This is a genomic window from Pauljensenia sp. UMB1177 (assembly GCF_030217965.1).
In the GTDB taxonomy this organism is placed as follows: Bacteria; Actinomycetota; Actinomycetes; order Actinomycetales; family Actinomycetaceae; genus Pauljensenia; species Pauljensenia turicensis_A.
Genome location: NZ_JASOOV010000002.1, coordinates 15854 through 40638, shown reverse-complemented (window position 1 = coordinate 40638; position 24785 = coordinate 15854). Strand labels below are relative to the sequence as shown.

The 24785-nt window shown below is 57.8% G+C and carries 17 protein-coding genes and 1 riboswitch; of the genes, 1 reads left to right on the top strand and 16 read right to left on the bottom strand.

The window, feature by feature from the left end; all coding sequences use genetic code 11:
• Nucleotides 1-78: 78 nt before the first annotated feature.
• The 7 genes from QP442_RS03345 to guaA form a co-directional block, all read right to left on the bottom strand.
• Nucleotides 79-372 carry a hypothetical protein gene (locus QP442_RS03345; RefSeq protein ID WP_285069608.1) on the bottom strand — a complete coding sequence of 98 codons (294 nt, stop codon included), beginning with the start codon at nucleotides 370-372 and terminating at the stop codon, nucleotides 79-81.
• A gap of 258 nt (nucleotides 373-630) precedes the next feature.
• On the bottom strand, nucleotides 631-1053 hold the full coding sequence (locus tag QP442_RS03340; protein WP_257878430.1) for a hypothetical protein: 423 nt from the start codon (nucleotides 1051-1053) through the stop codon (nucleotides 631-633).
• A complete protein-coding gene (gene mcrC / locus QP442_RS03335; protein ID WP_285069607.1) occupies nucleotides 1050-2126 on the bottom strand; it encodes a 5-methylcytosine-specific restriction endonuclease system specificity protein McrC in 1077 nt (358 codons plus the stop codon). The genes QP442_RS03340 and mcrC overlap by 4 nt, the downstream gene beginning before the upstream one ends.
• A complete protein-coding gene (locus QP442_RS03330) occupies nucleotides 2123-4525 on the bottom strand; it encodes an AAA family ATPase (protein WP_285069606.1) in 2403 nt (800 codons plus the stop codon). Before QP442_RS03330 ends, mcrC begins: the two co-directional genes overlap by 4 nt.
• 10 nt (nucleotides 4526-4535) lie before the next feature.
• Nucleotides 4536-4769: a hypothetical protein gene (locus QP442_RS03325; RefSeq protein WP_285069605.1), complete on the bottom strand. Its 234-nt coding sequence runs from the start codon at nucleotides 4767-4769 to the stop codon at nucleotides 4536-4538.
• 404 nt (nucleotides 4770-5173) lie between these two features.
• Nucleotides 5174-7093 (bottom strand): TetM/TetW/TetO/TetS family tetracycline resistance ribosomal protection protein, encoded by a 1920-nt coding sequence (gene tet, locus QP442_RS03320; protein ID WP_219585434.1) that lies wholly within the window; start codon nucleotides 7091-7093, stop codon nucleotides 5174-5176.
• A gap of 969 nt (nucleotides 7094-8062) precedes the next feature.
• Nucleotides 8063-9631, bottom strand: a complete 1569-nt coding sequence (gene guaA, locus QP442_RS03315) for a glutamine-hydrolyzing GMP synthase (protein ID WP_285069604.1) — start codon at nucleotides 9629-9631, stop codon at nucleotides 8063-8065.
• Between the two features lie 279 nt (nucleotides 9632-9910).
• Here guaA and QP442_RS03310 point away from each other — a divergent pair, with 279 nt between their 5' ends.
• Nucleotides 9911-11293: a hypothetical protein gene (locus QP442_RS03310; RefSeq protein WP_285069603.1), complete on the top strand. Its 1383-nt coding sequence runs from the start codon at nucleotides 9911-9913 to the stop codon at nucleotides 11291-11293.
• A gap of 240 nt (nucleotides 11294-11533) precedes the next feature.
• On the opposite strand, the gene purH is transcribed toward QP442_RS03310, so the two are convergent.
• The 9 genes from purH to QP442_RS03265 all read right to left on the bottom strand — a co-directional run bounded on the left by purH (nucleotide 11534) and on the right by QP442_RS03265 (nucleotide 24673).
• Nucleotides 11534-13372, bottom strand: coding sequence for a bifunctional phosphoribosylaminoimidazolecarboxamide formyltransferase/IMP cyclohydrolase (purH, locus tag QP442_RS03305; protein ID WP_285069602.1), 1839 nt, complete (start codon nucleotides 13370-13372; stop codon nucleotides 11534-11536).
• 25 nt (nucleotides 13373-13397) lie between these two features.
• Nucleotides 13398-13483: riboswitch (ZMP/ZTP riboswitch) on the bottom strand.
• 197 nt (nucleotides 13484-13680) lie between these two features.
• Complete coding sequence (locus tag QP442_RS03300; RefSeq protein ID WP_285069601.1) at nucleotides 13681-13833, bottom strand: hypothetical protein; 153 nt, start codon at nucleotides 13831-13833, stop codon at nucleotides 13681-13683.
• Nucleotides 13834-13856: 23 nt separating this feature from the next.
• Entirely contained in the window at nucleotides 13857-15365 is a 1509-nt protein-coding gene (locus QP442_RS03295) for a cell division protein PerM (RefSeq protein WP_285069672.1), read from the bottom strand.
• A gap of 278 nt (nucleotides 15366-15643) precedes the next feature.
• A complete protein-coding gene (gene sucD, locus QP442_RS03290; RefSeq protein ID WP_006681537.1) occupies nucleotides 15644-16564 on the bottom strand; it encodes a succinate--CoA ligase subunit alpha in 921 nt (306 codons plus the stop codon).
• 27 nt (nucleotides 16565-16591) lie between these two features.
• Nucleotides 16592-17791, bottom strand: a complete 1200-nt coding sequence (gene sucC / locus QP442_RS03285) for an ADP-forming succinate--CoA ligase subunit beta (RefSeq protein ID WP_285069600.1) — start codon at nucleotides 17789-17791, stop codon at nucleotides 16592-16594.
• A 91-nt stretch (nucleotides 17792-17882) separates the two neighbouring features.
• Entirely contained in the window at nucleotides 17883-20822 is a 2940-nt protein-coding gene (locus QP442_RS03280; RefSeq protein WP_285069599.1) for an ATP-dependent helicase, read from the bottom strand.
• 304 nt (nucleotides 20823-21126) lie between these two features.
• Nucleotides 21127-22617 carry a DUF1846 domain-containing protein gene (locus QP442_RS03275; protein WP_179369914.1) on the bottom strand — a complete coding sequence of 497 codons (1491 nt, stop codon included), beginning with the start codon at nucleotides 22615-22617 and terminating at the stop codon, nucleotides 21127-21129.
• Nucleotides 22618-22791: 174 nt separating this feature from the next.
• Nucleotides 22792-23442 (bottom strand): LuxR C-terminal-related transcriptional regulator, encoded by a 651-nt coding sequence (locus QP442_RS03270; protein WP_006681541.1) that lies wholly within the window; start codon nucleotides 23440-23442, stop codon nucleotides 22792-22794.
• A 70-nt stretch (nucleotides 23443-23512) separates the two neighbouring features.
• Nucleotides 23513-24673: an ATP-binding protein gene (locus tag QP442_RS03265; protein WP_179370297.1), complete on the bottom strand. Its 1161-nt coding sequence runs from the start codon at nucleotides 24671-24673 to the stop codon at nucleotides 23513-23515.
• Nucleotides 24674-24785: the final 112 nt, after the last annotated feature.

Below are 24785 nucleotides of genomic sequence, written 5' to 3'. Positions count from 1 at the left end.
CACATCACCCACTTGAACACAGCGCGGAACAGTCAGACGAAAAAGCCCAGCGTGACCTTCAGCGCCGCCTTGAGGAACCTACCAAGCCTCTTCATCGACGTCACCCCAATCTTCCTTGACCTTGCGGGCGCCCTCCTCGGCGCCCTCTTCCTTCTCTTCGGCGAGCAGCCTCGCCAGCTCGTCCGACACGCCCGGGACCTCCGCTCTCCCCAGCGCGCGCTGCAGGTCCCTTATCTGCGACTTCAGCGGTTTTGAGGGAGGGCCTACGTGCTCGCGGTAGCAGGCGCCGATCGCAGCCGAGTCGCACAGGAAGCCGCGCACCCAGGCAAACGCCTCGTCGCCGTCGAGCAGGATGCGGCCGGGCTTGGGCAAGCTCGGCCTCCGAGGCCAGCATGAAGCGCCACCCGCGGGACCTGCGCGCCGCCGGGATGCCGTCCGCGGGCGCGTCGGCGCGCCAGTCGTCGCACACCTGATGCCAGTTCGCCGTGAGCCAGAGCCCCTTCTCGGGCTCCTCGCGCATCTCGAGCTCGAACTCCGTGAGCGTGTTCGCGCCGGAGAACGGCGAGCCCTCCGTGAACGAGAGCATGTCGAACAGCGTCGTCCTGCCGCCCTCGTACTCTACCCTCACCATCATCTCCGGCCCCTCTCCCTGCGCTGGTCCTGCCTGGCCCGCTGCCGCTCGGCGGTGATGATGCGCTGCTGCTCGTCCCCTCTGCGGCCCTCGCGTGGGTTGCCGCCGGCATCGACGCACCCGCCATCGTCCCCGTAGCGGGTCTTGAGCGGCATGAGCCCGTTCTCGGCCATGTAGGCGCGCGCAGCCTCGAGGCGGCGGTACCCCTCGCCACCCGCCTGGCCGCGCCGCTCCAGCGTCGCCATACTGAGCCCGAACTCCTCTATGGACTCGACGTCGAACTTCGCGCAGGTCTCGAGCGCCGAGGAGAGCCTGCTCAGCTCCGAGAGGTCGTTGAGCTCGAGGGCGCGCTCGGCGGAATCACGCAAATTTGCCACCAGCTCGTCAATTTGAGCCGCATTGGCTGTTCCCGCTTCACTCATACCGCAATCGTCTCCTTCGCGAAGTGCGCCTCGGCTATGCCGTCGAGCTGGGCGCGGATGGCCTCGAACGGCTGGTTCAGGTCGAGCGTCTTCGCGCTTATCCGGTTGCCGCTCATCTGGTAGGTGCTGTCCGGCTGGATTTCCTCATCGGTCTTGGCGTAGAGCAGCATGCCGGAGACTTCGTGTGGCACACCCGCCCGCTCAAGTTCCGCCTCCTTGTTCTTCACATAGGTGAAGATCTGGTACAGGTTGCCGGAGTGGATGGTATGGACATCCCAGCTCTCCTGCGTCGAGTGCGTGTAGTACTTCGCGTCGATGATGAGGATGCGGTTGTCCCGGCTGAGTACGATGTCGCTCTGCATGGTTGGCAGCATCGTCCCGAAGCCGTCATCGAGAGCCCACTTGATCTGCGGCGAGCTCGCATCGGCAATACGGCACTCGGCGGCATAGTACTCGAGGATGAACTTCTCGTAGAGGCGTTCCATGTATTTCGGTTTGATGTAGGTCATGAGGCGCATCTCGCCGTGCTCGCTCGTCAGCAGCATCCCCTGCAGCACGAGCTGGCACACCGACAGCAGCATGCGGTAGCTCTGCGTGTTGCGCGTGAATCGGATGGAAGACCAGCGGATGGCCGAAGGATCCACCTCTTCGACGCCCGTGAAGAACAGCATCCGCTTCTTCAGCTCGTCGCGGTGCTCGGCGCTCACGTTGCCGTGGCGCAGCAGGATCATCGACGTTGTCTTGAGCACCTGGTTCAGCAGATTGTCCTCGGAAAGCTCGTCGAACTCGCATGAGACGACCTGCCTGTGGGCGAGCCGGTTCCTCAGCGTACCGGGCATGTCGACCTTGCCGCGAAGCGAGGTGAGGTCTTCGGCGCGGTTCAGGTACTCGCGATGCAGCCCCTGCTTGAGCTGGCGGGCTATGCCCTTCGCGAGAATCACCGCGAACAGGTCGTGGATGCGCTCGAACTCCTCGCCCGCGACGTCGTCCTCGCGGTCGGGTCGCAGGTCTTGGAAGGCGTAGGAGAGCATATAGTAGACGTTCTTGATGAATATGCTCTTGTCCTTGATCATCGCTGGAACACCCCGTGCATAACGTTTTCCCAACGCTTGACCTTGGCCTCGTCGTCGAACCAGTACTCGGAGAGCATGGGTAGGATGTCGTAGTCCACGACCTCCTGCAGCCACTCCTCATCGCACGCGTCGCGCCCGCAGAGATAGCTGTGGCCGATGCAGAATCCCGCGCCAAGAGACTTGTCTCGGGCGATTTCCGCATTGAGCTCCTTCACTTTGGCAATCAGCTCGTCGAACGTCTCGTTGTCTAAAGCCTTCTGGTAGGCGGCGAAACCCTCCGAGTCGAAGCCCGGCTCCATCTCGAAGAACGAGAAACGACGGCGCAGCGCGTAGTCGATCATCGCAAGCGAGCGGTCGGCGGTGTTCATCATGCCGATGATGTAGAGGTTCTCCGGCACGCTGAAGGGCAGCCCGTTGTAGGCGAGTGTCGCCTTGTGCCCACGGTAGTCCCGCTCGATGAGCATCAGCAGCTCGCCGAATATCTTGGACATGTTGCCACGGTTGATCTCGTCGATGATGAAGAAGAAGTCCTTGTCCGGGCGGTTTGCGGCCTTCTGGCAGAAGCGGTAGAACACCCCGTACTTCATCTCGAACGTCTCACCAGCGGGCTTGTAGCCCATCATGAAGTCCTCGTAGGAGTAATTCTGGTGGAACTGCACGAACTCGATGCGGCTGTCGTCCTTCTCGCCCATTATCGACCATGCCAGCCGGTTGGCGGCGAAGGTCTTACCCACGCCCGGAGCGCCCTGAAGGATGACGTTCTTCTTGTTCCTGAGCACTGCGACGAGGTGGCGGTACCGCTCCTCCGTCATGTAGACCTCCTCGAGGAAGTCGTCGGGCGTGTACGTCTCGACGGCCTTCTCGTCGGCGATGGGGTTCTCCTCGCGGATGAGGTCGAGGATGAAGTCGTACTCGCCGGGGGTAAGCTTGAAGAGGCTACCCTGCGGGTTGATGAAGTACTCCATCTTCTCGAGCTCGGGGCAGTCGTGCAACGTCTGGTAGTCGACGGGCGTTGCAAGCCCCTCTACCTTCTCGAAGTAGAACTGCTCGCCATCTTGCTCGGACGTTATCTTGGCGATGGCCACGACCTGCTTCACGGGGTTGGACTCGTAGCCGATGACCATGTCACCGGCCTTGGCATCGAGGAAGTTCTGGAAGATGCGGCGCTTGTTGCCGTTCTCGTTGTAGAGGGTGTACGACTTCACCTCGCCGACCGGCAGCCCCGAGAAGCTCCAAATCTTGGGGCTGGCGTTGAGCCACCAGTAGCCCCTCGCGCCCTCGCCCTCGGAGGCGGCGACGAACAGAGCGACGCCATCGGTGTCGAAGCGTCCGAGCGCCTCGGACAGCTCGTCGCGCAGCCGCCAGATGTAGCTGCCCTCCTCGTCCTTCTCGGCGTGCCTGCCGGTGTAGAGCACCGGCCACCACTTGAAGTTCTTGGTGTCGCCCTGCATCACAGGGCATCCAGTCTTGTCCACAACGCGCTTGGCGAGCGCCACCGAACCGGACAGGTAGAAGTTGCTTGACTCGCCGTACTTCACCGAGAGCTGCTTGCACGAGGCAGCGCCGCCGTAGTCCTTCAGGCGCTTTACTATCTCGAGACTGCCCTCGGTGAACACGGCCTCGTCGCCGAGCAACGCCAGCCATTCGTCCGAGGTGAGGCCGGGGTCGTACTCGTCCTTGGAGGGGAACCAGTCCGCCGCCGACGCGCCCTTCTGGTTTCCCGAGACGTAGCGGCTGATGTAGAAGCCCACGTCGATGGTGAGCGTGCGCAGCTGCGGGTCTGGGTAGCACTCGGACGTGAGCTGTGAGCGCAGCATGGTGCTAAGCTCGTCGTCCTTCTGCAGCTCCTCGCACAGCTCATCGTAGAACGCGAGGTGGCTGCGCACGTTGTCGGCGTAGGCACCCTTCTTGAAACGATAGCTCGCGTCGAGTTCGTCCGCCGCCTTCTTGACCTCGCCGAACTTGTAAATGTAGTACCTGTCCGGGTAGCGCAGCCACAGGTAGGTGGTGATGGCGTTCTCGTACTGGTAGCGCTGACCTGCGCCGTTGCCGTACTTCTCCAGCAGCGTGGTCGCCCCCTGCTTGAACGCCTCTATGCGCTCGTAATAGTCTATGCTCTCGTCGAAGAGTGCGATGAACATCGACCGCACATCTTCGGGCGCGGTCTTGGCGAAGTTCACGATCATCCGCGCCGGGAAGTTGTTCATCGATGCGAGCAGGTTGTAGGTCTTGGACAGCGACCGCTCGAGCATGCCTGCGAAGTCCGGCGCGTTCACGTCCCAGTTGTCCTGGAAGTGCTTCACGGCCTCCCACTTATACCGCTCGTTTCCCCATTGGGTGGCGACGAAGTCCCTTTTGTACTCTACGAGCACCTCTTTAAGTCGGAATGCATCGAACACGGCTAGCTCCTTACGCGCTTCTCAGGCTCTGGTATATCTCGTCGGTGAAAATGCCCAGAACCTGCCTCTTTATCTCGTCGTTGCTCAGCAGCAGCGAGAAGAAGTCCTGATTCTGCGAAAGCCCCTCGATGAGGGCGTCGTCGATGTCGTCGAAATAGGAGAACTCGAAGTCTTTCACCGTGTTATTCTTCGCGGACGCCTTGAGCTTTTCGGACTTGAGCAGAAGGTCGCGGATTTGCAGCATGGCCTTTACGGCAACGTCGTTGTCGTAGGACTTGCCGGTGCGGCTGTTGATCTAGGCGATGATCTGCGAGAGCCGTTCCTCCTTGGCCTCGCTCAGCTCGAAAGCCTCCGTTGCTGGCGGCTTTGCTATGACTTTCATACGAAACGAAACTCAGGAGTACAGTGCGGCACTCAAAAGTGCAGGTCAGAACCCTGTCAGCCTACTCCCACTCGACAAATTCAAGTATATGAGGAAGTATTTCTCTTGAATTTACAGGTAAAATATTCGCAAATTTGCTAATATTTTACCTGCTATTTTCGGCTGTCAATTTTCTTAGTATCAAAATAGTATCACAAGAGGCTGGAAAATGCAACAGAATTATGTGGAGCTCTACATAATTCTGTAACCTTCTTTGCTGTGGTGTATCAAGTAATCTTACTGAACATATGGCGCACCTTGTCCAGGCGGCTGTTTGGACGGCGGGGCTGGATGACCGGCTCGCCGACAGCGGCCTGATACCCTTTCAGTTCTGTAAGACATACGCTCCGCCCGTTGGTGTAAAAGGCCAGATCAGTACGGTATGCCTGTATATAGCGGGCGGGAATTTCGCCAGTAAAGACAACTTCATCCTTTTTTACCTGGGCCGTTTCGATAGCGGCACAGTATTTTGGCGCATCGTGATAAGCCCTGGAAAGGTATTCCTGGGGCGCATAGAGGGTGAACGAGAGATAAGGTTCCAGCAACTGCGTTCCTGATTTCTTCAATGCCTGTTCCAATACAATCGGGGCCAATGAGCGAAAATCCGCCGGCGTGCTGACCGGGCTATAATAAAGCCCGTATTCAAAGCAAATCTTACAGTCCGTTACGTTCCAGCCGCACAAGCCTTGTTCCAGCCCGTAACGGATACCATCCATGACAGCGTTTTGAAAACTCTGGTTCAAGTATCCCAGGGAAACCCGGCTCTCGTATTGTACACCGGAGCCAAGCGGGAGCGGCGTAACAGACAGTCCGATGGATGCCCAAAATGGGTTGGGCGGCACCTCAATATGGATAGTGTGGCTGGCTGCTTTGAGCGGCCGCTCTAAATAAATGACGGTAGGTTCCTTCACCGCTGTTTCAATCTTGTACTTTTCTGCCAGCAAAGCGGAAACAACCTCCAACTGCACCCGGCCCAAAAAAGAAAGAATGATCTCATGGGTGATGGAATCCACCTCGTAGCGCAAAAGCGGGTCAGTATCCGCAATTTGCGTAAGAGCGTCCAGCAGCCGTTCTCTTTGCGCTGCCGTTTTCGGCGTGATCGCCGTCCGCAGCATGGGGAGGGGGGCATCGCACCACCTTTCACGAGGAAGCCGGGTGTTGTCCCCTAATACGTCGTTTAATCCCACGCTGTCGCTGGGAAGGATGACAATTTCGCCCTTGTGGGCGGTGTCTGTCCGAACAATCTCCCCTTTGGATGGAATACGCATCTCTGTGATTTTCAGCTTTTCTCTCCCGGCCAGGGCCACCGTATCCCGCAGGCGCAGCGTTCCGCTGTATAGCCGCAGATAGATAAGCCGCTGGTCACAATCTGTATACTCCACCTTGAAAACGTTGCCGCATAGGGCGGCGCTCCCCTGTTCCCCAATCGGTTGGAACAGCCCTGTCACCGCATCCATCAACGGTTGAATGCCAAGGCCCTTTTTGGCGCTGCCGTGATAGACCGGGAATAGGGAGGCGTCTTGAACCCGCCGCTGTTCCTCCTGCGCAAGTTCTTCCCGGCTGATTGGTTCTCCTGCGATATATTTTTCCAATAATTCATCGTTATTTTCGATGACCGCATCCCATGCTTCTATGTCGGTATTTTCATCCAGGACTATTTCCGGGGACAGCGACACCGTCTGCTTGATGATAATATCGGCGGAGAGCTTATCCCGAACAGACTGATACACACCCTGCAAATCAACGCCAGCCTGGTCGATTTTGTTGATAAAGATAACGGTGGGAATGTTCATTTTCCGCAGGGCATAGAACAGAATACGGGTCTGGGCCTGCACACCATCTTTAGCGGAGATCACCAAGATAGCCCCATCTAAAACGGCCAAAGAGCGGTACACCTCCGCCAAAAAATCCATGTGGCCGGGCGTATCCACTATGTTGACTTTACATCTGCGCCACAGGAAGGAAGTGACTGCCGCTTGAATGGTAATCCCACGCTGCCGCTCCAACAGCATGGTGTCCGTCCTCGTTGTCCCTTTTTCGACGCTCCCCGGTTCTGAAATGGCTCCGCTGGCATACAGCAGGCTTTCAGTCAGTGTCGTCTTGCCGGCGTCTACATGGGCAAGAATCCCGATATTGATTATATTCATGTCTATCCTCCATACAAGGCCCAAATGGGCGCAAAAATCCCCAGCGGCTAATACTTTTACCGCTGGGGATCATGACTTCGGACACACAAAAACACACACGGCTTACATAAGCTGCTGTCCGTCACGATATTTGCTTAAAAGGCAAAAGTATTCTTAAATTGGGTACAAAAACCAAGCCCCTGCAAGGGGCAAGCATTTTTGCGCCCATTATCAAATTTTATTTAAGAATACCTTGCCGCATATTTGGTAGACTCCTCAAATCAGGATAATAACAGTATATCATAGTGCGCTCTAAAAAACAAGAAATTATTTTACCCGATTCCCCAAATAAAACTGGAGGGCATTCACTGGAACACCCTCCATTTTTGGTGATTATCGCAACCGAATCAGGACGCCAGGCTAGGCGGTGAGCTCCGCTCGCACCTGCGTATGCTGAGTTTTTACTCCCCATTGCATGCAAAGGCATTTTCGACGCACCCGGGGAGTAAATGACGCAGTGGCTTACACGGCGGCACGCGGTAGTACGCCGCGGCATTTCCCCTGATTACTCCCGTTTTCATTGAGACGGAAAGATTCTTTACTCCCCATTAGCCACCTGGGGTAACGCCGTACGGAGACCGCAAAAACGCCCATTGAGTTCGATTTGAGTTTCACAGGCCACGAGACGGTCCCGTTTTGCCCTCGGGGACAAAAAGCGCGCGTCTACTCACTCGGGATGAATCCTTACTCCCATTCCTCCGAATACCGCCCCGTGCCTTGCCGTCTTGAAATACGGGGAGTAAATGGCGAAATCGCAGGTGAAAGGGAGTAAAAAGGCAAAGAAAAAGCCTCCGTCCCAACATGGAAACGGAGGCTCGATAATCGGTTTTACTCACCAATGTCGCTGGCGGCTTTGCCGTGGCTCTCGTACGAAACGAAACTCAGCAGCACAGTGCGGCACTCAAAGATGCAGGTCAGAACCCTGTCAGCCTACTCCCACTCGATCGTTGCCGGCGGCTTGGACGTCACGTCCAGCACCACGCGGTTCACTTCTGCAACCGAGTTGGTGATGCGCGTCGAGATCTTCGCCAGCACATCGTACGGCAGGCGGGTCCAGTCTGCGGTCATCGCGTCTTCCGAAGAAACGGGACGCAGGACGATCGGGTGCCCGTAGGTGCGACCATCACCCTGAACACCCACGGAACGAACATCTGCAAGCAGAACGACCGGGCACTGCCAGATTTCAGAATCGAGGCCGGCAGCAGTCAGTTCTTCGCGAGCAATCAGGTCAGCTGCACGCAGGATATTGAGGCGTTCCTTCGTGACCTCGCCGATGATGCGAATACCGAGGCCCGGGCCCGGGAAGGGCTGGCGCTCAACCAGGTAGTCGGGCAGACCGAGCTCGCGACCAACGGCGCGGACCTCGTCCTTGAACAGCGTGCGCAGGGGCTCAACGAGCTCGAACTTCATGTCGTCGGGCAGGCCACCAACGTTGTGGTGGCTCTTGATGTTTGCTGCGCCCTCGCCACCGCCGGATTCGACAACGTCCGGGTACAGGGTGCCTTGAACGAGGAACTTGACCTCGCCACCTTCCGCACCGATCTGTTCAATAACCTGCTTCTGAGCAGCCTCGAATGAGCGAATGAACTCACGGCCGATGATCTTGCGCTTGGTTTCCGGATCGGAAACGCCCGCGAGCGCGCTGAGGAATCGTTCGGATTCGTCGCAGGTCACAACGCGGATGCCCATGCCTCGCGCATAGTCGCCTTCGACTTGGTCGCGTTCGCCCGCGCGGAGCAGACCGTGGTCGATGAAGAAGCAGGTGAGCTGGTCACCGACTGCCTTGTGAACCAGCGCTGCTGCCACGGAAGAGTCAACACCGCCGGAGAGCGCGCAGATCACCTGAGCGTCGCCAACCTGCTTGCGGATCGCCTCGACCTGTTCGTCAATGATGGAGCCTGCGGTCCATGAGGGTTCCAGTCCAGCGCCTTCGTAGAGGAAGTTCTTCAGAGCGTCCTGGCCACACTGCGAGTGGCCGACCTCGGGATGCCATTGCAGACCGAACAGCTTGCGGGAGCGATCTTCGAACGCTGCAACCGGGGTTTCGGAGGTGGATGCGGTGACCTCGAACCCTTCGGGAGCCGCCTGGACTGCATCACCGTGGCTCATCCACACGACCTGGTCAGCGGGAGTGCCAGCGAAGAGGCAGGACGAGGTGCCGACGGAAGCGTCCGTATGCCCGTATTCGCGGGTGCCAGTGCGACCGACGGTTCCTCCGAGGACAGCGGCCATTGTCTGGAAGCCGTAGCAGATACCAAGCAACGGAACACCGGCATCAAAGATTGCGGGGTCAATCGACGGAGCGCCCTCTTCGTACACGGAGGACGGGCCACCCGACAGGATGATCGCTGCCGGGTCCTTCGCCAGCATGTCGGCGACCGACATGGTGTGAGGAACGATCTCAGAGTAAATGGAGGCTTCACGAACGCGACGGGCGATCAGCTGCGCGTATTGTGCGCCAAAATCAACGACGAGGACGGGGCGAGGAGTTGAATTCATGGCTCAATCGTACCTGCCGCTCGTCAGCGAAACGACCCGCGCGAGCGTTCAACGCGTCTCAACCCGCTCCCCCACCACCGCGCTTGTTCACCAATCGCACCCCACTCACCACCGCGCTTGTTCACCAATCCCACTCAAAAATATGAGGCTGCGCGTCCCCGTCTCGCCCCCCATCCGGTGAACAAGCGCGGCCAATGAAGCCCGTTCAAGCACCTCGTTTCTTGAACAAGCGCGGTCGGTTGAGCACAAGAAAACCTAGAGGTACGACACAATAGACTCATGCCTGCCAACGACCACCAGATGCCAGCCTTCGGCGCTTTCATGCTCGAACGTGGCAAACACGGCAGTCATAAACGCTTCCCGGACGGTCGCAAGCTTTCCAACGCAGAACGTCAAGCGCTCCCACTCATCGCGGAATTAAACGCTCCCCTGCAAGTGGCTCGAGACCAGATCGCCAGCATCGCTCACTCCCGAGACGTCCCATGGTTGATCGATCAGTTCCTCAGCCCCGTCGCCCTCGCCTCGAAGAAGCGCGTGAAGCTTCCAAACTGGGACCTCCTCTTGAAAGCAGTTGCGCACATCGAAGGAGCATTTGACGCCCAAAACCCTACGATCGCTCCGGCCCACACCCCAGATGTTCCACGTAAGAAACTGCTGGCCGGCCTCGTGAACTGGGCCGAGGCAACCCGAACGAGAGCCAGCGACCCACGCTGGGGCGACATCGACGGCCAGCCTGTCACGCACGCGCAATTTGTTGCTTGGCGAGCGTCAACGGCACGGCAGGAGCTTACAGTCATCCCTCACCTCGAAGTACCCGCACCATTCGCTCATGCCTTGGAAATCGTGCAGGCATGGGACACCGTGCTTGCCGATCGCGGTTATGTTGGCGAGCAGTTTTCTCTGCGTGAAGAGGTTGTTCGACTGCACAACTGGCCGGGCGATCAGTGGGTTGACGGCGACGACTATGCTTCGGCGCAAAAGCGTTTTCACCGTCGCTTGAAGAAGGCGCGCAAGCTCGCCGATGATCCGGTGCGCGACGCGGTAATGCAACGCGCTCTTTACCTGCGCGAGGGGCTCCTCCTTGATGGAGTTGACCCGTTACAATGGTTCCTTGCAGTTTGTAAGTTCCGCTGGTCTGCGCCGGATATGCTCGACGTCCGCCCGGAGATTTTTACGTGGAAGCTCGCCGAACAGCTCGCTCATCTTGCCGGGGCTCCGGGGCACGATGATCAGTCGGCAAGTATCGACCTGTCGACGCTGACCGTGAATGACCCGCGTGAATTGGGGCAAGGTAACCTGCGTGCAGTCAGCGGCCCGCGGATCATGATTGACTTGGATGAAGATGTCGTGACAGCGCTTCCACCCGGTTGCCGAGTACGACGTTTCATCGTTTCGGGGCAGTCTGCTCTGGGCCCGGATTGGACCGTGTATTGGGTTGATTCAGAACGCGGGGATGCGCGCGTTATCTTGGATCTCGTCGAGTCCGAGAAGCTGCACCCGAACGTCATCTTCGTCTCCGACGGACAGCCTGACGACCTGGCGAATCTACTGCGCCCATTCTTGGAAGTCGCTTTCGAGATTCCCACGAACCCTCTGACTGCGCACAGTCACATCCCGGGCGTCATGCCACTCTTCCCCGAGCATCCAGACGCGGGGCTGTAGCTTCGAGCCTGATTTCAGGGTGTCAGAGGCTCAAAATGAGGCACCACAGTCTCTCGGTTCCGCGCGTTCCGCGTGCTCTAGGTATTCCTCGCAAACTCGCCACTTTACCGCGCTTGTTCACCGTCGCCCCCGTCGCACACGGCAGTGTACTCAGATGAAATTCCCCCTGCCGGAGCGCTCCAGCAGGGGGATAATCAGTGGACGATGTCGCCGTTTCCAACGACCTCGCCGAAATGCAGGTCAGTGTGCGAAGTGGCGCGTGCCCGTCATGTACATCGTGATGCCAGCAGCCTTCGCAGCTTCGATGGATTCTTCGTCGCGGATGGATCCGCCAGGCTGGACGACAGCCTTCACGCCGGCATCAATCAGGACCTGCAGGCCATCAGCGAAGGGGAAGAACGCATCGGATGCGGCAACCGCGCCGATGGAACGCTGCTCAGTTTTTGCGCCAAGAATGTCTTCTGCGCGCGCACCGCCAGCGGACTGAATATCTGCGCCCGCATCCTTGGCCGCGTCACCGGTAGAGCGACCTCCCAGCGTGTTTGCGCGTTCGACTGCAAGCTTGCAGGAATCAACGCGGTTGACCTGTCCCATACCGACGCCGACCGAAGCCTCATCCTTAACCAGCAGGATCGCGTTAGAGCGGACGGCGCGGACCGTGCGCCATGCGAACTCAAGGTCAGCTAGGGTTACAGCATCCGCGGCTTCACCTGCGACGAGCGTCCAGTTTGCCGGATCGTCGCCGACTGCATCGACGTCATCGCGGTCCTGAACCAGCAGGCCACCAGAAATCTGCTTGAACTCTCTGGCACCGACTGCCAGCGGAGCAACTTCCAGGACACGCAGATTCTTCTTCGCAGACAGGACCTCGAGCGCACCCTCGTCGTATCCGGGGGCCAGCACAACCTCGGTGAAGATCGGGACGATCTGCTTAGCCAGTTCAACGGTGACCGGGCGGTTCACGGCGATCACGCCACCGAATGCGGAGACGGGGTCACACGCGTGCGCCTTGCGATGGGCCTCGGCGACGTCGTCGGCAACGGCGATACCGCAGGGGTTCGCGTGCTTGATGATGGCGACGCAGGGGCGCTCGTGGTCGTAGGCAGCGCGCAGGGCAGCGTCACCGTCGGTGTAGTTGTTGTAGCTCATTGCCTTGCCATGTAGCTGGCGAGCATTGGCGATGCCGGGCAGAAGCTCGTTTTCGTCGAGGTCTTCTTCGTCGAGAATCTCCCGGTACACAGCAGCGTTCTGATGCGGGTTCTCGCCGTAGCGCAGGGAGTCAACGCGTTCGAAAGCATCGGCGACGAACGCCGGCATTTCGCCTTCTTCATCGTCAGCTTCGACGATTTCTTCGGCTTCCTCGTCGATGGCAAAACCGAGGGACTCAAGGAACGCAGCATCGGAAGCGTCGAGGTGGGTTTCGCAGGCCTCGTCCAATTCGTCGCGGACATCGTCCAGATCGAGCTGATCGGCGAGCCAGCCGGAGATGGCCAGATCGTAGGTTGCGGTATGTGCGAAAGCGCGTGCTGCCAGTTCGCGGCGCTGTTCCAGCGTGAAACCTTCACCCTGGGCGGCTTCAATAACCGCAGCGTAGGAATCGGGCGAGGTCACGACTGCAACCGACGGATGGTTCTTCGCCGCTGCACGCACCATGGACGGGCCACCGATATCAATCTGCTCGATGCATTCGTCGAAGCTACCACCACCGGCAACCGTCTGAGTGAACGGGTAGAGGTTGCAAATAACCAAATCAAATGCCTTCACGCCGAGTTCGGCGATCTGATCGCGGTGGTCAGCCTTGCGCTGATCAGCAAGAATGCCCGCGTGGATCATCGGGTGCAGGGTCTTCACGCGTCCTTCGAGGACCTCGGGGAAACCGGTGACGTCGTCAACGGGGGTAACCGGGACGCCAGCTTCTGCGATCTTCGCGGCGGTCGAGCCGGTGGACACAATTTCAACGCCAGCGCCAGCAAGTGCGGTGGCAAGCTCAATCAGACCGGTCTTGTCATAGACGGAAATAAGAGCGCGGGTAATGGGGCGGACGTCAATAGCTTCGAGATTGTCCAGGCGAACGGACATGGTTCCTCCAGTAACGGTTGATCATGCCCGGCGCCCAGGCGGGCGACGCCTCACGGGTATTTCGGGTTGCTCCCCGGTGGTGATCCACCCTCGCCAGTTGCAACCTACGTCGATCGTATCCCGTCGCGTGTGTGCGTTCCAAGCAGGTCCAGTGAGGGATTCGCCCCACATTCGCCTTCCGCGTGCCAGTTATCGACGAGGCCGGCCGCGCTTGTTCAAGGTTCCGTCGAAGCTCAGCGTCCCAGTCTTCGCGCGTTTCAAAGTGAGAAAACTAGCAAACAAAGTGCGGCGAGGCCTCGTTCCTTCGCTCAGTCGATCGCTGAACACTCCCTGTCTGCACCCACCAGAACCGCCGTGGCGCCGAACGTGGGATCTTCGCACGCTTGAACAAGCGCACGCTTGTTGGAGCCTTCGCCGGATACCAGAACAGTTAACCGCGCTTGTTCAAGCGGAGCGGGCACAGATCAATGAGTCGGTTCGGTGTTCATTCGTCCTCTTCCGAATGCGCTTGTTCACCGGTCGAGAGCGAAGAAAGGTCAAGACGCTCAGTTGCAAGCGCATCTTCGGAGCGTGCTTGTTCAGCTTCCTGCTGAGCCGGAGACTTCACCGTCGGCTCAACAACTTGGGGAGTCGGTGCCCATGGAACAAGTTCAGGTTCCGACTGGGATTCTTTGGGGGTGTCATCGGCGCGTTTGTTCACCAAAACCTCGAGTTCTTCCTCGGTCGGGTCAGTATCAATTTCATCCGGTTCCGGAGTCTCTTCTGCTTCAACAAGCGCGGTCGAAACAGGCACGTCTGAAGCCGAAACATCGGAGGGCGATTCTTCAACAAGCGCGGGTGAAGGCGGAGCCGTTTGCCCAGCGTCAAGAAGCGAAAGCTCCCATTGATCGCGCATCCACTTCAACGAGCGCGGGTGAACGATCACCCAACCAAATACAAACGCCAAACCAACTTCGCTGAGCAGAGCCGCAGTAGTCGGACCGACATGCGGCCCTAGGAATGCCATGCGCGTCGCCCCCAGCTGAAGGGTTGACATGGCCATCCAAATCCAGAAGCCAACACCGATCACGACAAATGCGACAGCGGAAAGAACAAACTGTTCACGAAGCGATGCTTGCCGATGCTTCCTTCCGCGCCACATACCGATGCCAAAACCGATCGCAATCGGAACGAGGATCGTCCAATAGCTTGGAGTGGTATTGGGCATCGCGCCCAAGACAGGGATACCTGGGATCGGCAAAGTTGGGGCTGACGTGGGCGAATGAAGCGCATCGACTCCGACCCAGAATCCGGGTCCAGCAAACCAAGCCAACGTCCACGCCAAGATTGTTGGGGCGAAAAATAACTGACCGAGTCCAACAAGCGCGTCCTCAATTGGAGATGTCGTGAGCAGGAGCTGGTGGATCCCCGCGATTTGTGAGGTATGAGTAAGAAGGGCGATCAGAGTAAGAACCGCCGCCGATCCGACGATGACTGTGATTGCGATTGCGGCCTCGCGAATTCCTAAACGAATGAGGCGCGGGACTCCCCACCGGCGAAGCGGATGGTCGCCACAAGAAAAAAACGCCCACGCCGACGCGAAAAGCGAAACGCATAGGGCACCCGGCATCGCTTCCCACCAGCGCACATACGAAGCACCCGAACCGATCAGGAAAGCGGTCATCACAGTGAAAGCAGGAACGGCGAACCAGTTCGACGATGGCGAGAAATCTTCGCCTCCGCGCAAGAAGAGTCGGAGCAGCAGAACGAGGCCGATCGACACAAGAGTGGGGATGGCGTGATAGGTGACGGTTTCTGTATGAACTGATGCGCCGAAGAGGACTCCGAAGACATCCGAACTGGACGCGAACACCGTGTCCCAGCCGATTTTTGACACCCACGGGTTCGACGCGACCGTCAGGAAGGAACCCATGACGATAAGAACGCAGGTAGCCCAACCGACGAATGCTGCTTCAACGCCCGAAAGCATGGCGCGCGCCCAACCGTCAGGCATGCTCACGCGAATAGTTTTCCGCGTCGGAGCGTACGTCGTTGTGGTGACGCGTGGTGAAGTCTCAGGCGTAACGTTCATAACGTTATCCATCATGACGCACCGGTGGCCGGTAGGGCTTTCGCACCACCGGCCACCGTCAGATTGAGACCTACCTCAGTGTGGAAGCGAGATCAGATCGCTTTCAGAGTTTGTGTTCTGGCCACTCCGTTTTCAGAGTTGGTGTTCTGTTCGCTTCCGGCCTCTTCAGTTTGCCCTACCAAAATCGGCATAGTGTGCAACTACTTTGAGAGGATTTCTCGAGCAAGCTGAGCGGTCTGCGACGGAGTCCGACCGACGCGAACACCAACTGCTTCTAGAGCCTCGGCCTTTGCCGCAGCAGTGCCGGAAGAACCGGAAACGATCGCGCCAGCGTGCCCCATGGTCTTGCCTTCGGGGGCTGTAAAACCAGCAACGTAGGCGACGACGGGTTTCGTCATGTTTTCCTTGATCCAGGTAGCTGCTCGTTCTTCTGCGTCGCCACCGATTTCGCCGATCATTACAACCAGATCGGTGTCGGGGTCGGCTTCGAACGCCGCCAGGGCATCGATGTGGGTGGTTCCGACCACCGGGTCGCCACCGATGCCAAGGCAGGTGGTGAAACCAAAGTCGCGGAGTTCGTACATGAGCTGGTACGTGAGCGTGCCGGACTTAGAAACTAGGCCGATGCGACCCGGACCGGTGATGTCTGCTGGCGTGATACCAACATTTGACTGGTTTGGGCTAATGATGCCTGGGCAGTTCGGGCCAATCAGACGAACACCCTTCTTCAGTGCATGCGACACGAAAACGGTTGAGTCTGCGACTGGAATACCTTCGGTGATCACAACGATCGTTTCGATGCCAGCATCAATCGCTTCAAGTGCGGCTCCCTTCGCGAAGGCCGGCGGAACGAAGATGACAGAAGTGTTCGCGTTCGTTGCTTCTTTTGCTTCAGCAACGGTGGCGTACACGGGTACGGATACTGTTCCGTTTTCGACCCGGTCAGCGGCCGGGCCGTAGCCAACCACGTCAAAGTCAACACTGGTGCCGGCTTTACGCGGGTTAGTGCCAGCAACAATGGTTGTGCCGGCGCTCAGCATCCGTTGCGTGTGTTTACGACCTTCAGCGCCCGTCATACCCTGGACGATGACACGGGAGTCAGAGTTAAGGAAAATCGACATTCTTTTCGTCCTTTGTCTTTCGTCTGGTCAGTTCTGAGCCGGCTGTGAAGCAACGGCCTTAGCAGCAAGTTCAGCTGCACGTCGCGCGGCATCGTCCATGGTCTCAACCATGTGGATCAACGGATGGTTCGCTGTCTGGAGAATCGCTCGACCTTCGGCGACCTTATTTCCATCGAGGCGAACCACCAGAGGCTTCGTCGCAGAGTCGCCAAGAACTTCGAGAGCTCCGATGATGCCTTCCGCGACCTTGTCACATGCGGTAATGCCACCGAAGACGTTGACGAAGACAGAGCGAACCTGCTCGTCGCCAAGGATGATGTCGAGGCCCTTTGCCATCACTTCAGCCGAAGCACCGCCACCGATATCGAGGAAGTTTGCCGGTTTTACGCCAAGATCTTCACCGGCCATCGCAACGACGTCGAGGGTTGACATGACCAGACCAGCACCGTTACCGATGATGCCAACTTCACCTTCGAGGCGCACGTAGTTCAGTCCGGCTTCCTTCGCCAGTGCCTCGCGGGGATCTTGGGTGGCTCGGTCGACGAGTTCTTCGTGTTCCGGATGGCGGAAGCGGGCGTTGTCGTCCAGGCTGACCTTGCCGTCGACTGCCCACACGGTACCGTCGGTGGCAGTGACAAGAGGATTGACCTCGACAAGGGTTGCGTCCTCGTCGCGGTAGGTTTCCCAGAGCAGGACGAGGACCGGAATGAGGGGATCCTGGCGTTCAGCGGGGAATCCCGCTTGCGTCAAGATCTCCCGTGCCACTTGATCGTTGATTCCGATGACGGGGTTCAGAGGCACGCGAGCTAGGGCTTCGGGGCGTTCCTTCGCCAGGGTTTCAATGTCCATACCGCCTTCGCGGGAGCACATTGCAAGGTAGCGACGGTTCGATCGATCAAGGAGGATCGAGAAGTAGTATTCCTCGGCGATGTCGGCACCCGATGCGATCAACAGGGTTTTGACGATATGTCCCTTGATATCGAGTCCAAGAATTGCCTCTGCTTTTTCAGCGGCTTCTGCGGCAGTGTAAGCAAGTTTGACGCCACCTGCCTTTCCACGGCCACCGGTTTTCACCTGCGCTTTGACGACGAGAAGCTCGGCGCCGTCTGAGAGCAGACGAGTTGCCGCTGCGCGCGCCTCTTCGACAGTCGTTGCAGTAAGCCCGGGTAGTACGGGAACGCCGTGCTTTCGGAACATGTCACGTGCTTGGTATTCATACAGGTCCACGGGTGGGCTCCTTTGTCATCTGTGGCTTGTCATTGAACAGACTAACGACCACTTAGGCCGTTCGTCCTAAGAACGCCAATTTATGTTCGATTCAGATTTTTTCTAGGGGTGCAACTCGAAGAAGCAGGCGCTTCTCCGCTTCGCTGAATTTGACCCGAGCAACCGTTGTTTTCCCCTGACCTTCGAGGCCAACAACAGTTCCCTCCCCCAGACTCGCGTGTTTAACCCTATCGCCAACCTTCAAGTCAAGGAGCGGTCGGCGCGTATTGCGTGACGTTTGTTGCGCGCCCATGCGTATGGTTTTCCCGGTTCGAATACCTGTGACTCGAGAGGCAGTTTCTGCTTTACCGGAGCCAAAAACTGGCCCATCATCATCCAAGGTACGACCGGTGCGCGAAGAGTAGGAGCCCGATCCCCATCCGCTCCCCCAGGAGTTTTCGTGCGAACGCAGTCGTTCACTTGCAGTTGAGGATCGGCGGATATCGCATAGCTCCGGCGGAATATCTGCGAGGAACTGGGACGGCAGCATCTCTTGCGGAGTACCCCAAGCTGAGCGAATAGAGGCTCGCGTCAAATACAGTCGCTCACGCGCACGCGTAATTGCCACGTATGCAAGGCGACGCTCTTCCGCAAGCTCAGACTCATCCCCAAGCGACCTTTGATGCGGGAAGGTCCCATCTTCCATGCCGGTGACAAACACGATGGGGAATTCCAGTCCCTTCGCTGTATGCACCGTCATCAACGTCACCTGACCACTTCGCTGGTCTTCAGATGGAATTTGATCCGAATCTGCAACGAGTGCGACTCGCTCAAGGAAGTCGACCAAACTACCGCGCGGGTTCACGTGCGCGAAATCAATCGCTACTGAGTGCAATTCTGCAAGGTTTTCCACGCGCGAAGCATCCTGAGGATCCTCCGACTTTCGTAGCGTAGCGAGGTATCCCGTCTTATCCAGGATCTCCTCGAGGATATCGGCAGTCGACACACCCTTTTGACTTGCTTGCCGAGTAGATTCGATCAGACCCCAGAACGCCGCAATCGACTTTCGCGCTCGCGGAGAAAGGCCAAGGACCTCGCGCTGTTCACCACTGGAGTGCAACTGCCGGCTGGGCAGATTTCCGATCGACGAGGCCGAGTTTACATCTTGAGCATCCGGCGGATTTTGCTCGAATGTACGTACCTCTACGTCTGCCCACGCACTGAGCGCATTGTCTACGACGGACCCCGGTGTTTCAGACTCGACAAGGGAAGACTCGCTTGTTTGTTTCCCTAGGTTTCTTCCGTTCGATGGGAAAGGTTCACCTGAAGGGGAAGCAGAAGAGTTGGCACCATCGACGGGCGATGTCGCATCGCTTTGACTGACCGTCGGGTATTGCCATTCAATACCTTCACTTTCACCCAGCGGGCATCCTTCGCTTTCCCAGACGTCTCGGACAGCTTGGCCGAAGGAAATACCGTATCGAGAAGCATGGACTGCGATAGCGTCTTCAGCTTTTGCGCCGATCCCACGACGTGGAACGTTGATAATTCTGCGGACGGCAACGCTGTCATCAGGATTGGAGATCGCTTGCAGGTAGGCCAGCGCATCTTTGATTTCTTTGCGCTCGTAGAATCGTGTTCCGCCGACCACGCGGTAGGGAATTCCTTGACGCACAAGGAGTTCTTCAATGGCGCGTGACTGGGCGTTTGTACGGTAAAAGACTGCAACATCACCATATGAAGCACCCTGATCAGCCAGGCGATCAACTTCAGACACGACAAAACGTGCTTCATCATGTTCAGAATCAGCTGCGTCAAGAGTGATGAGCGCACCATCGCCTGAAGCTGTCCACAGGTTTTTTGGTCGACGCCCTTGGTTGCGCGCGATCACTGCATTCGCGGCAGAGAGAATATTCTGCGTCGACCGATAATTCTGCTCCAGAAGAATCGTGCGAGCACCCGGAAAATCGCGCTCAAACTGCTCAATGTTGCGGATTGTTGCACCGCGGAAGGCGTAAATCGACTGGTCTGAGTCACCAACCACGGTGAGCTCACCGGGTTCTACTCCGTCATCACCATCGCCGACAAGTAGGCGAACCAGGACATACTGCGCATGGTTCGTGTCTTGATACTCATCCACCAGAATGTGGCGGAAGCGCCGATGATACTGTTGAGCAATCAGTGGCTTGTCTTTCAGCAACTGCACCGTCGCCATGATCAGATCATCGAAGTCCAGCGCATTCGATTCGCGCATTCTCTTTGAGTATTCGCGATAGGTGTTTGCGACGATCTTTGAAATTGGGTCGTTTGCGCAGGTTTCCTCGTATTTGGCGGGAGTAATCAGTTCATTTTTTAGATCTGAAATCTTAGCCGCGATCATTTTGGGTGAGTATCGCTTCACGTCGACACCCATCGATTTCAGGATCATTTGAATGAGTCGCTGAGCATCCTGCGCGTCATAAATGGTGAACGACGAAGTCAGACCGGCGGCCTCGTGCTCACGTCGCAGGATTCGCACGCAGGCCGAATGGAACGTCGAAACCCACATATACTCCGCGCCATGACCGACCAGCCCGCCAACCCTTTCACGCATTTCTGCGGCGGCTTTGTTGGTGAACGTGATCGCAAGAATCTGCCCTTGTGTGGCTCGCCCTGTAGCAAGAAGGTAGGCAATTCGGTGAGTAAGCACGCGCGTTTTCCCAGATCCCGCGCCCGCCATAATCAGTAACGGTCCGCCGTCGTGGACGACAGCTTCGCGTTGCTGATCGTTGAGTTCTCTAATGAGTTCGTCCGGTTCAGAAAAACGAGGCCGGGACTGCCAGTCTGAAGGTTCTTCACTTCCATTGCCCGAATAGCCGAACGCAGATTTCGAGCTGGTCCTATTCGCCTGAGAGAAGTACTCAGATTCATCCAAAACGGGCACAACATCCTCACCTGGAACGGATCCGCCGGGGAAGTCATACACCGGCGACTCAGGCCCAGGTTCTGGCACACCGCCCCATTCTGAGAATGAAGCGGAGCCAAGATCGGGAAGAGAAGTGAAATCAGTCATCGCTCTCCTAGCCTAAAACAGACCATGTAGAAACCAATCTGCAAAACGTCCGGCAGGTGTTCATCCTGAGAAGTAGCCGGGACTTCGGGTGAACAAGCGCGACCATGACAGCGTGCAATCACGCCCGCAACAGTGAGCAAGCGCAGCCCCACGCTAAACAAGCACGCTACCTTTCACGTGAACAAGCACGGTAAAAACGCAGATCACACACGTTTGCTTCTACGAAGACGCTGAACAAGCGCAGCAAACGCTGGGCACGGCACCTCGGTACAAGCGCGCCCACGCCCGCTCAACCCAACCAGTTCTACTTCTTGCGATACAGCGACTTGGTTGCATAGACGGGTTCGTTCGTCACCTGAACGCCAAGCGAACGGAAGATGCCTTCATCCACTGAGCCGAGAATCGTCGAAGTATGAACGTCGCAGCCCTTCAGCTCGCCTAAGCATTCAAGAGCTCGGCGGGCGTTGTCATCAGTGGAAGCAGAGACTGCCAGCGCGATCAGGACCTCGTCAGTGTGCAGACGCGGGTTCGCGGAACCCAGGTGCTGAGTCTTCAAAGTCTGGATCGGCGTGATCGCGTCGGGCGACAGCAGCTTCACCTCAGAATCGATACCCGCCAGGATCTTCAGGGCGTTCAGCAACATGGCCGATGAACAGCCAAGCAGAGCCGACGTCTTACCCGTGACGATCTGACCGTCAGCCAGTTCAATCGCAGCAGCCGGAGCGCCAGTTGATTGAGCGAGCGCAACCGTCGGCGGGACAACTGGGCGATCGGTCGGCGTGATTGACAGCTTTGACATCGCCAGAGCGATGCGTTCCGATTGAACCGGCTCAGACAGTTCCTTCTTTTCGGTCACCAGCGCCTTGTAGTAGCGACGGATCACTTCCTGCTTGGACGCTTCGCGGCACGCATCGTCGTCGCAGATCGACTTGCCCGCCATATTGACACCCATATCGGTCGGGCTCTGATACGGGGATTCGCCCAGGATCTGCGTGAACAAGCGCTGTAGCACGGGGAAGATTTCGACGTCGCGGTTGTAGTTAACGGTCTTTTCGCCGTGGGCTTCCAGGTGGAAGGGATCGATCATGTTGATGTCGTCAAGGTCAGCAGTTGCCGCCTCGTAGGCGATGTTAACTGGGTGGTCTAGAGGCAGGTTCCAGATCGGGAACGTCTCCCACTTCGCGTAGCCGGAGCGGATGCCACGCTTGTGGTCGTGGTACAGCTGGGACAGGCAGGTTGCCATCTTGCCGGAGCCCGGGCCGGGGGCGGTGACGACGATCAGGTCGTGGGCGGTCTCGATGTATTCATTTGCGCCGTAGCCTTCATCCGAGACGATGCGCGCAACGTCGTTCGGATAGCCGGGGATCGGGAAGTGGCGGTAAACGGTAATACCGAGGCGCTCGAACTTCTGCTTCACGGCCTGCGCTTCGCGATTATCGTCAGTCCACTGAGTAATAACAACAGAGCCGACGTACAGTCCGTAGTCGCGGAATTCGTCGATGTGGCGCAGGACCTCGTCATCGTAGGTGGTGCCGAGGTCTGCGCGCACTTTATGACGTTGGAAGTCCTTGGCATTCACGGCGACGATGATTTCGACGTCGTCAGCAAGTTCCTTCAGCATGACGACCTTGTTATCCGGGGTGAAGCCGGGCAACACGCGCGATGCGTGCATATCGTCGATGAGTTTGCCGCCGAACTCCAAGTAGAGCTTTCCACCGAAGTCAGCGCGCCTTTGGGCGATGTGCTGAGACTGGAGTCGCAGGTAGGTGTCGCGGTCAAATCCGATACGGTGCATGGTCTCCCCTACTGAAAGCTCTGAACGCCAAAGCAATATTCGTAACGAATGGAGATTACCGCGTCAGCCGGCTCAGGGGGCGCCTCTTCGGTCGCCTTTCGCGCCTCAGGGTCGAAATGCGTTCGGGTTCACAGCAGACTTTCGGCTTCGCGATTTTTATTCACGAGGCTGACCTCACACGATGTGACGTTGCATTGCCCAGCGGGTCAGTTCGTGACGGTTCGACAGCTGAAGTTTGCGCAACACAGCCGATACGTGTGTTTCTACTGTTTTCACCGAGATGAAGAGCTCGGAGGCTACTTCCTTGTACGTGTAACCGCGAGCAATCAGACGCATGACTTCCTGTTCGCGAGCGGAGAGAAGATCGAGTTCGTCGTCACCGATGGCAACCTGCCCAGTGCCGAATGCGTCAAGCACAAAGCCGGCAAGGCGAGGACTGAACGCCGCGTCTCCGGCAGCAATACGACCGATAGCTTCAAGGAGTTCGGGGGTAGAAATCGACTTGGTGACATACCCGCGAGCGCCACTTCGGATGACCTGAACGACATCTTCGGGTGAGTCTGAGACAGAGAGGGCTAGGAAGCGTAGACCCTCAATATCTTGGCATCGAGCGGAAACCTCTGCTCCACCGCCACCGCGACCTCCGGGCAGGTGAACGTCGAGCAGGGCGACATCGGGGCGAAGTTCATGGCATGCCGCGATTGCTCCATCAACGTCTGCTGCTTCGCCGACGATTTCGAGGTCTGCGCCGGAGTTTTCAAGTTCTGCGCGAACACCAGCGCGAACCATTGCGTGGTCGTCAATCACGATGAGTCGAATTGTCATAGGTCTATTCTCTTCGCTTTTCTTCACTGCCGTGGTTGCGGATAAGTGTTTCTTGTTATTGAGCGTTTGCTTACTCTCTTGGGAGGCTGAGTTCTACTTCTGTTCCGCTCTGAAGCATTCTGATTCTGGCTTTTCCTCCTACGCGTTCCATACGACCGATGATTGAGTCACGAACGCCGTGCCGATCGCTCGGGATTGAAGCCAGATCAAATCCTGAACCGGAGTCTTTGATGAACGCTTCGATAACGTTCGGTCGAACTTCAACATATACAGAAACGGGAGGTTCGCCGTGCCTGACGGCATTCGCTACAGCTTCTCCGATTGCGGCGACCATCGCTAGCTCACCAGGACCCGGGACAGTATCTCCGACCGCAACAACATCAACGGGGATACCGTGACGGCTTTCCACCTGTTCGACGGTGTTTCGGATTGCTTGCGACAATGACTCATTTGCCTGCGTACGACCGGTGTAGAGCCAGGATCGTAGCTCTCGTTCTTCTGCAAGCGCTAGTGCTCGTACGCGAGCGGGGTCGGAAGCGGCCGAACGAATCAGTGTGAGTGTTTGAAGAACCGAGTCATGCAAGTGCGCTGCGATGTCGGCGCGCTCGGCCTCGCGAACTTCTCGTTCACGGCTTACTGAAAGGTCTTTCGACGTGCGTAACCAAAGCGGAAGTAATGCGAACAGCACGCCGGCGACCACGACCGCACCGATCAGGCCGCCGCGAAGCAAGATGATTGGCGGGTCTCCGCGTCCGGCAAGGAAGAGCACGCCAGTGAAGAGGAGCCCGATTCCCGCGCCGATGATTGCCAGAAATTTGGATGATCGCCACTGCTGAATATGTGCCCCTTGGCTCCACACCAGTCCCAAGCCGGCGATGATCAAACCTGCCGATGCTACGTCGAACAGACGGGCGACATTCGTCCAAGCAAACAGTGTTGCAACGAGGGCCGCAAGCAGAATCAGCACTCCAGCAAGCAGGAGCTGTCCCCTACTTGCATCGTGCGGATTGCCCTGTTTTTTCGTTGCTAGGTTGGCTCCGATCGGAGCGCCCCCAACACGGATGCGTTGCCCATCATCTTCGGGGACCATTGCCCACAGCCAGACGTAGAGGATCACGCCCGTTCCACCGAAGAGCCCAGCAAGGACCATCAGCACGCGAACAAGCGTGACTGACACTCCGAGGTGAACAGATAGGCCGGAGCAAACCCCAGCGATACGGGCGCTCGGCATATCTGCTGATATTTCGCGCGCACGTTTCAGCGGAGCACGGTAGGCAGAAGGCATGGGAGGACGCCAGCCGCCGACAGTATTGGCCATGCCGGGCTGAACGGGAATATACCCT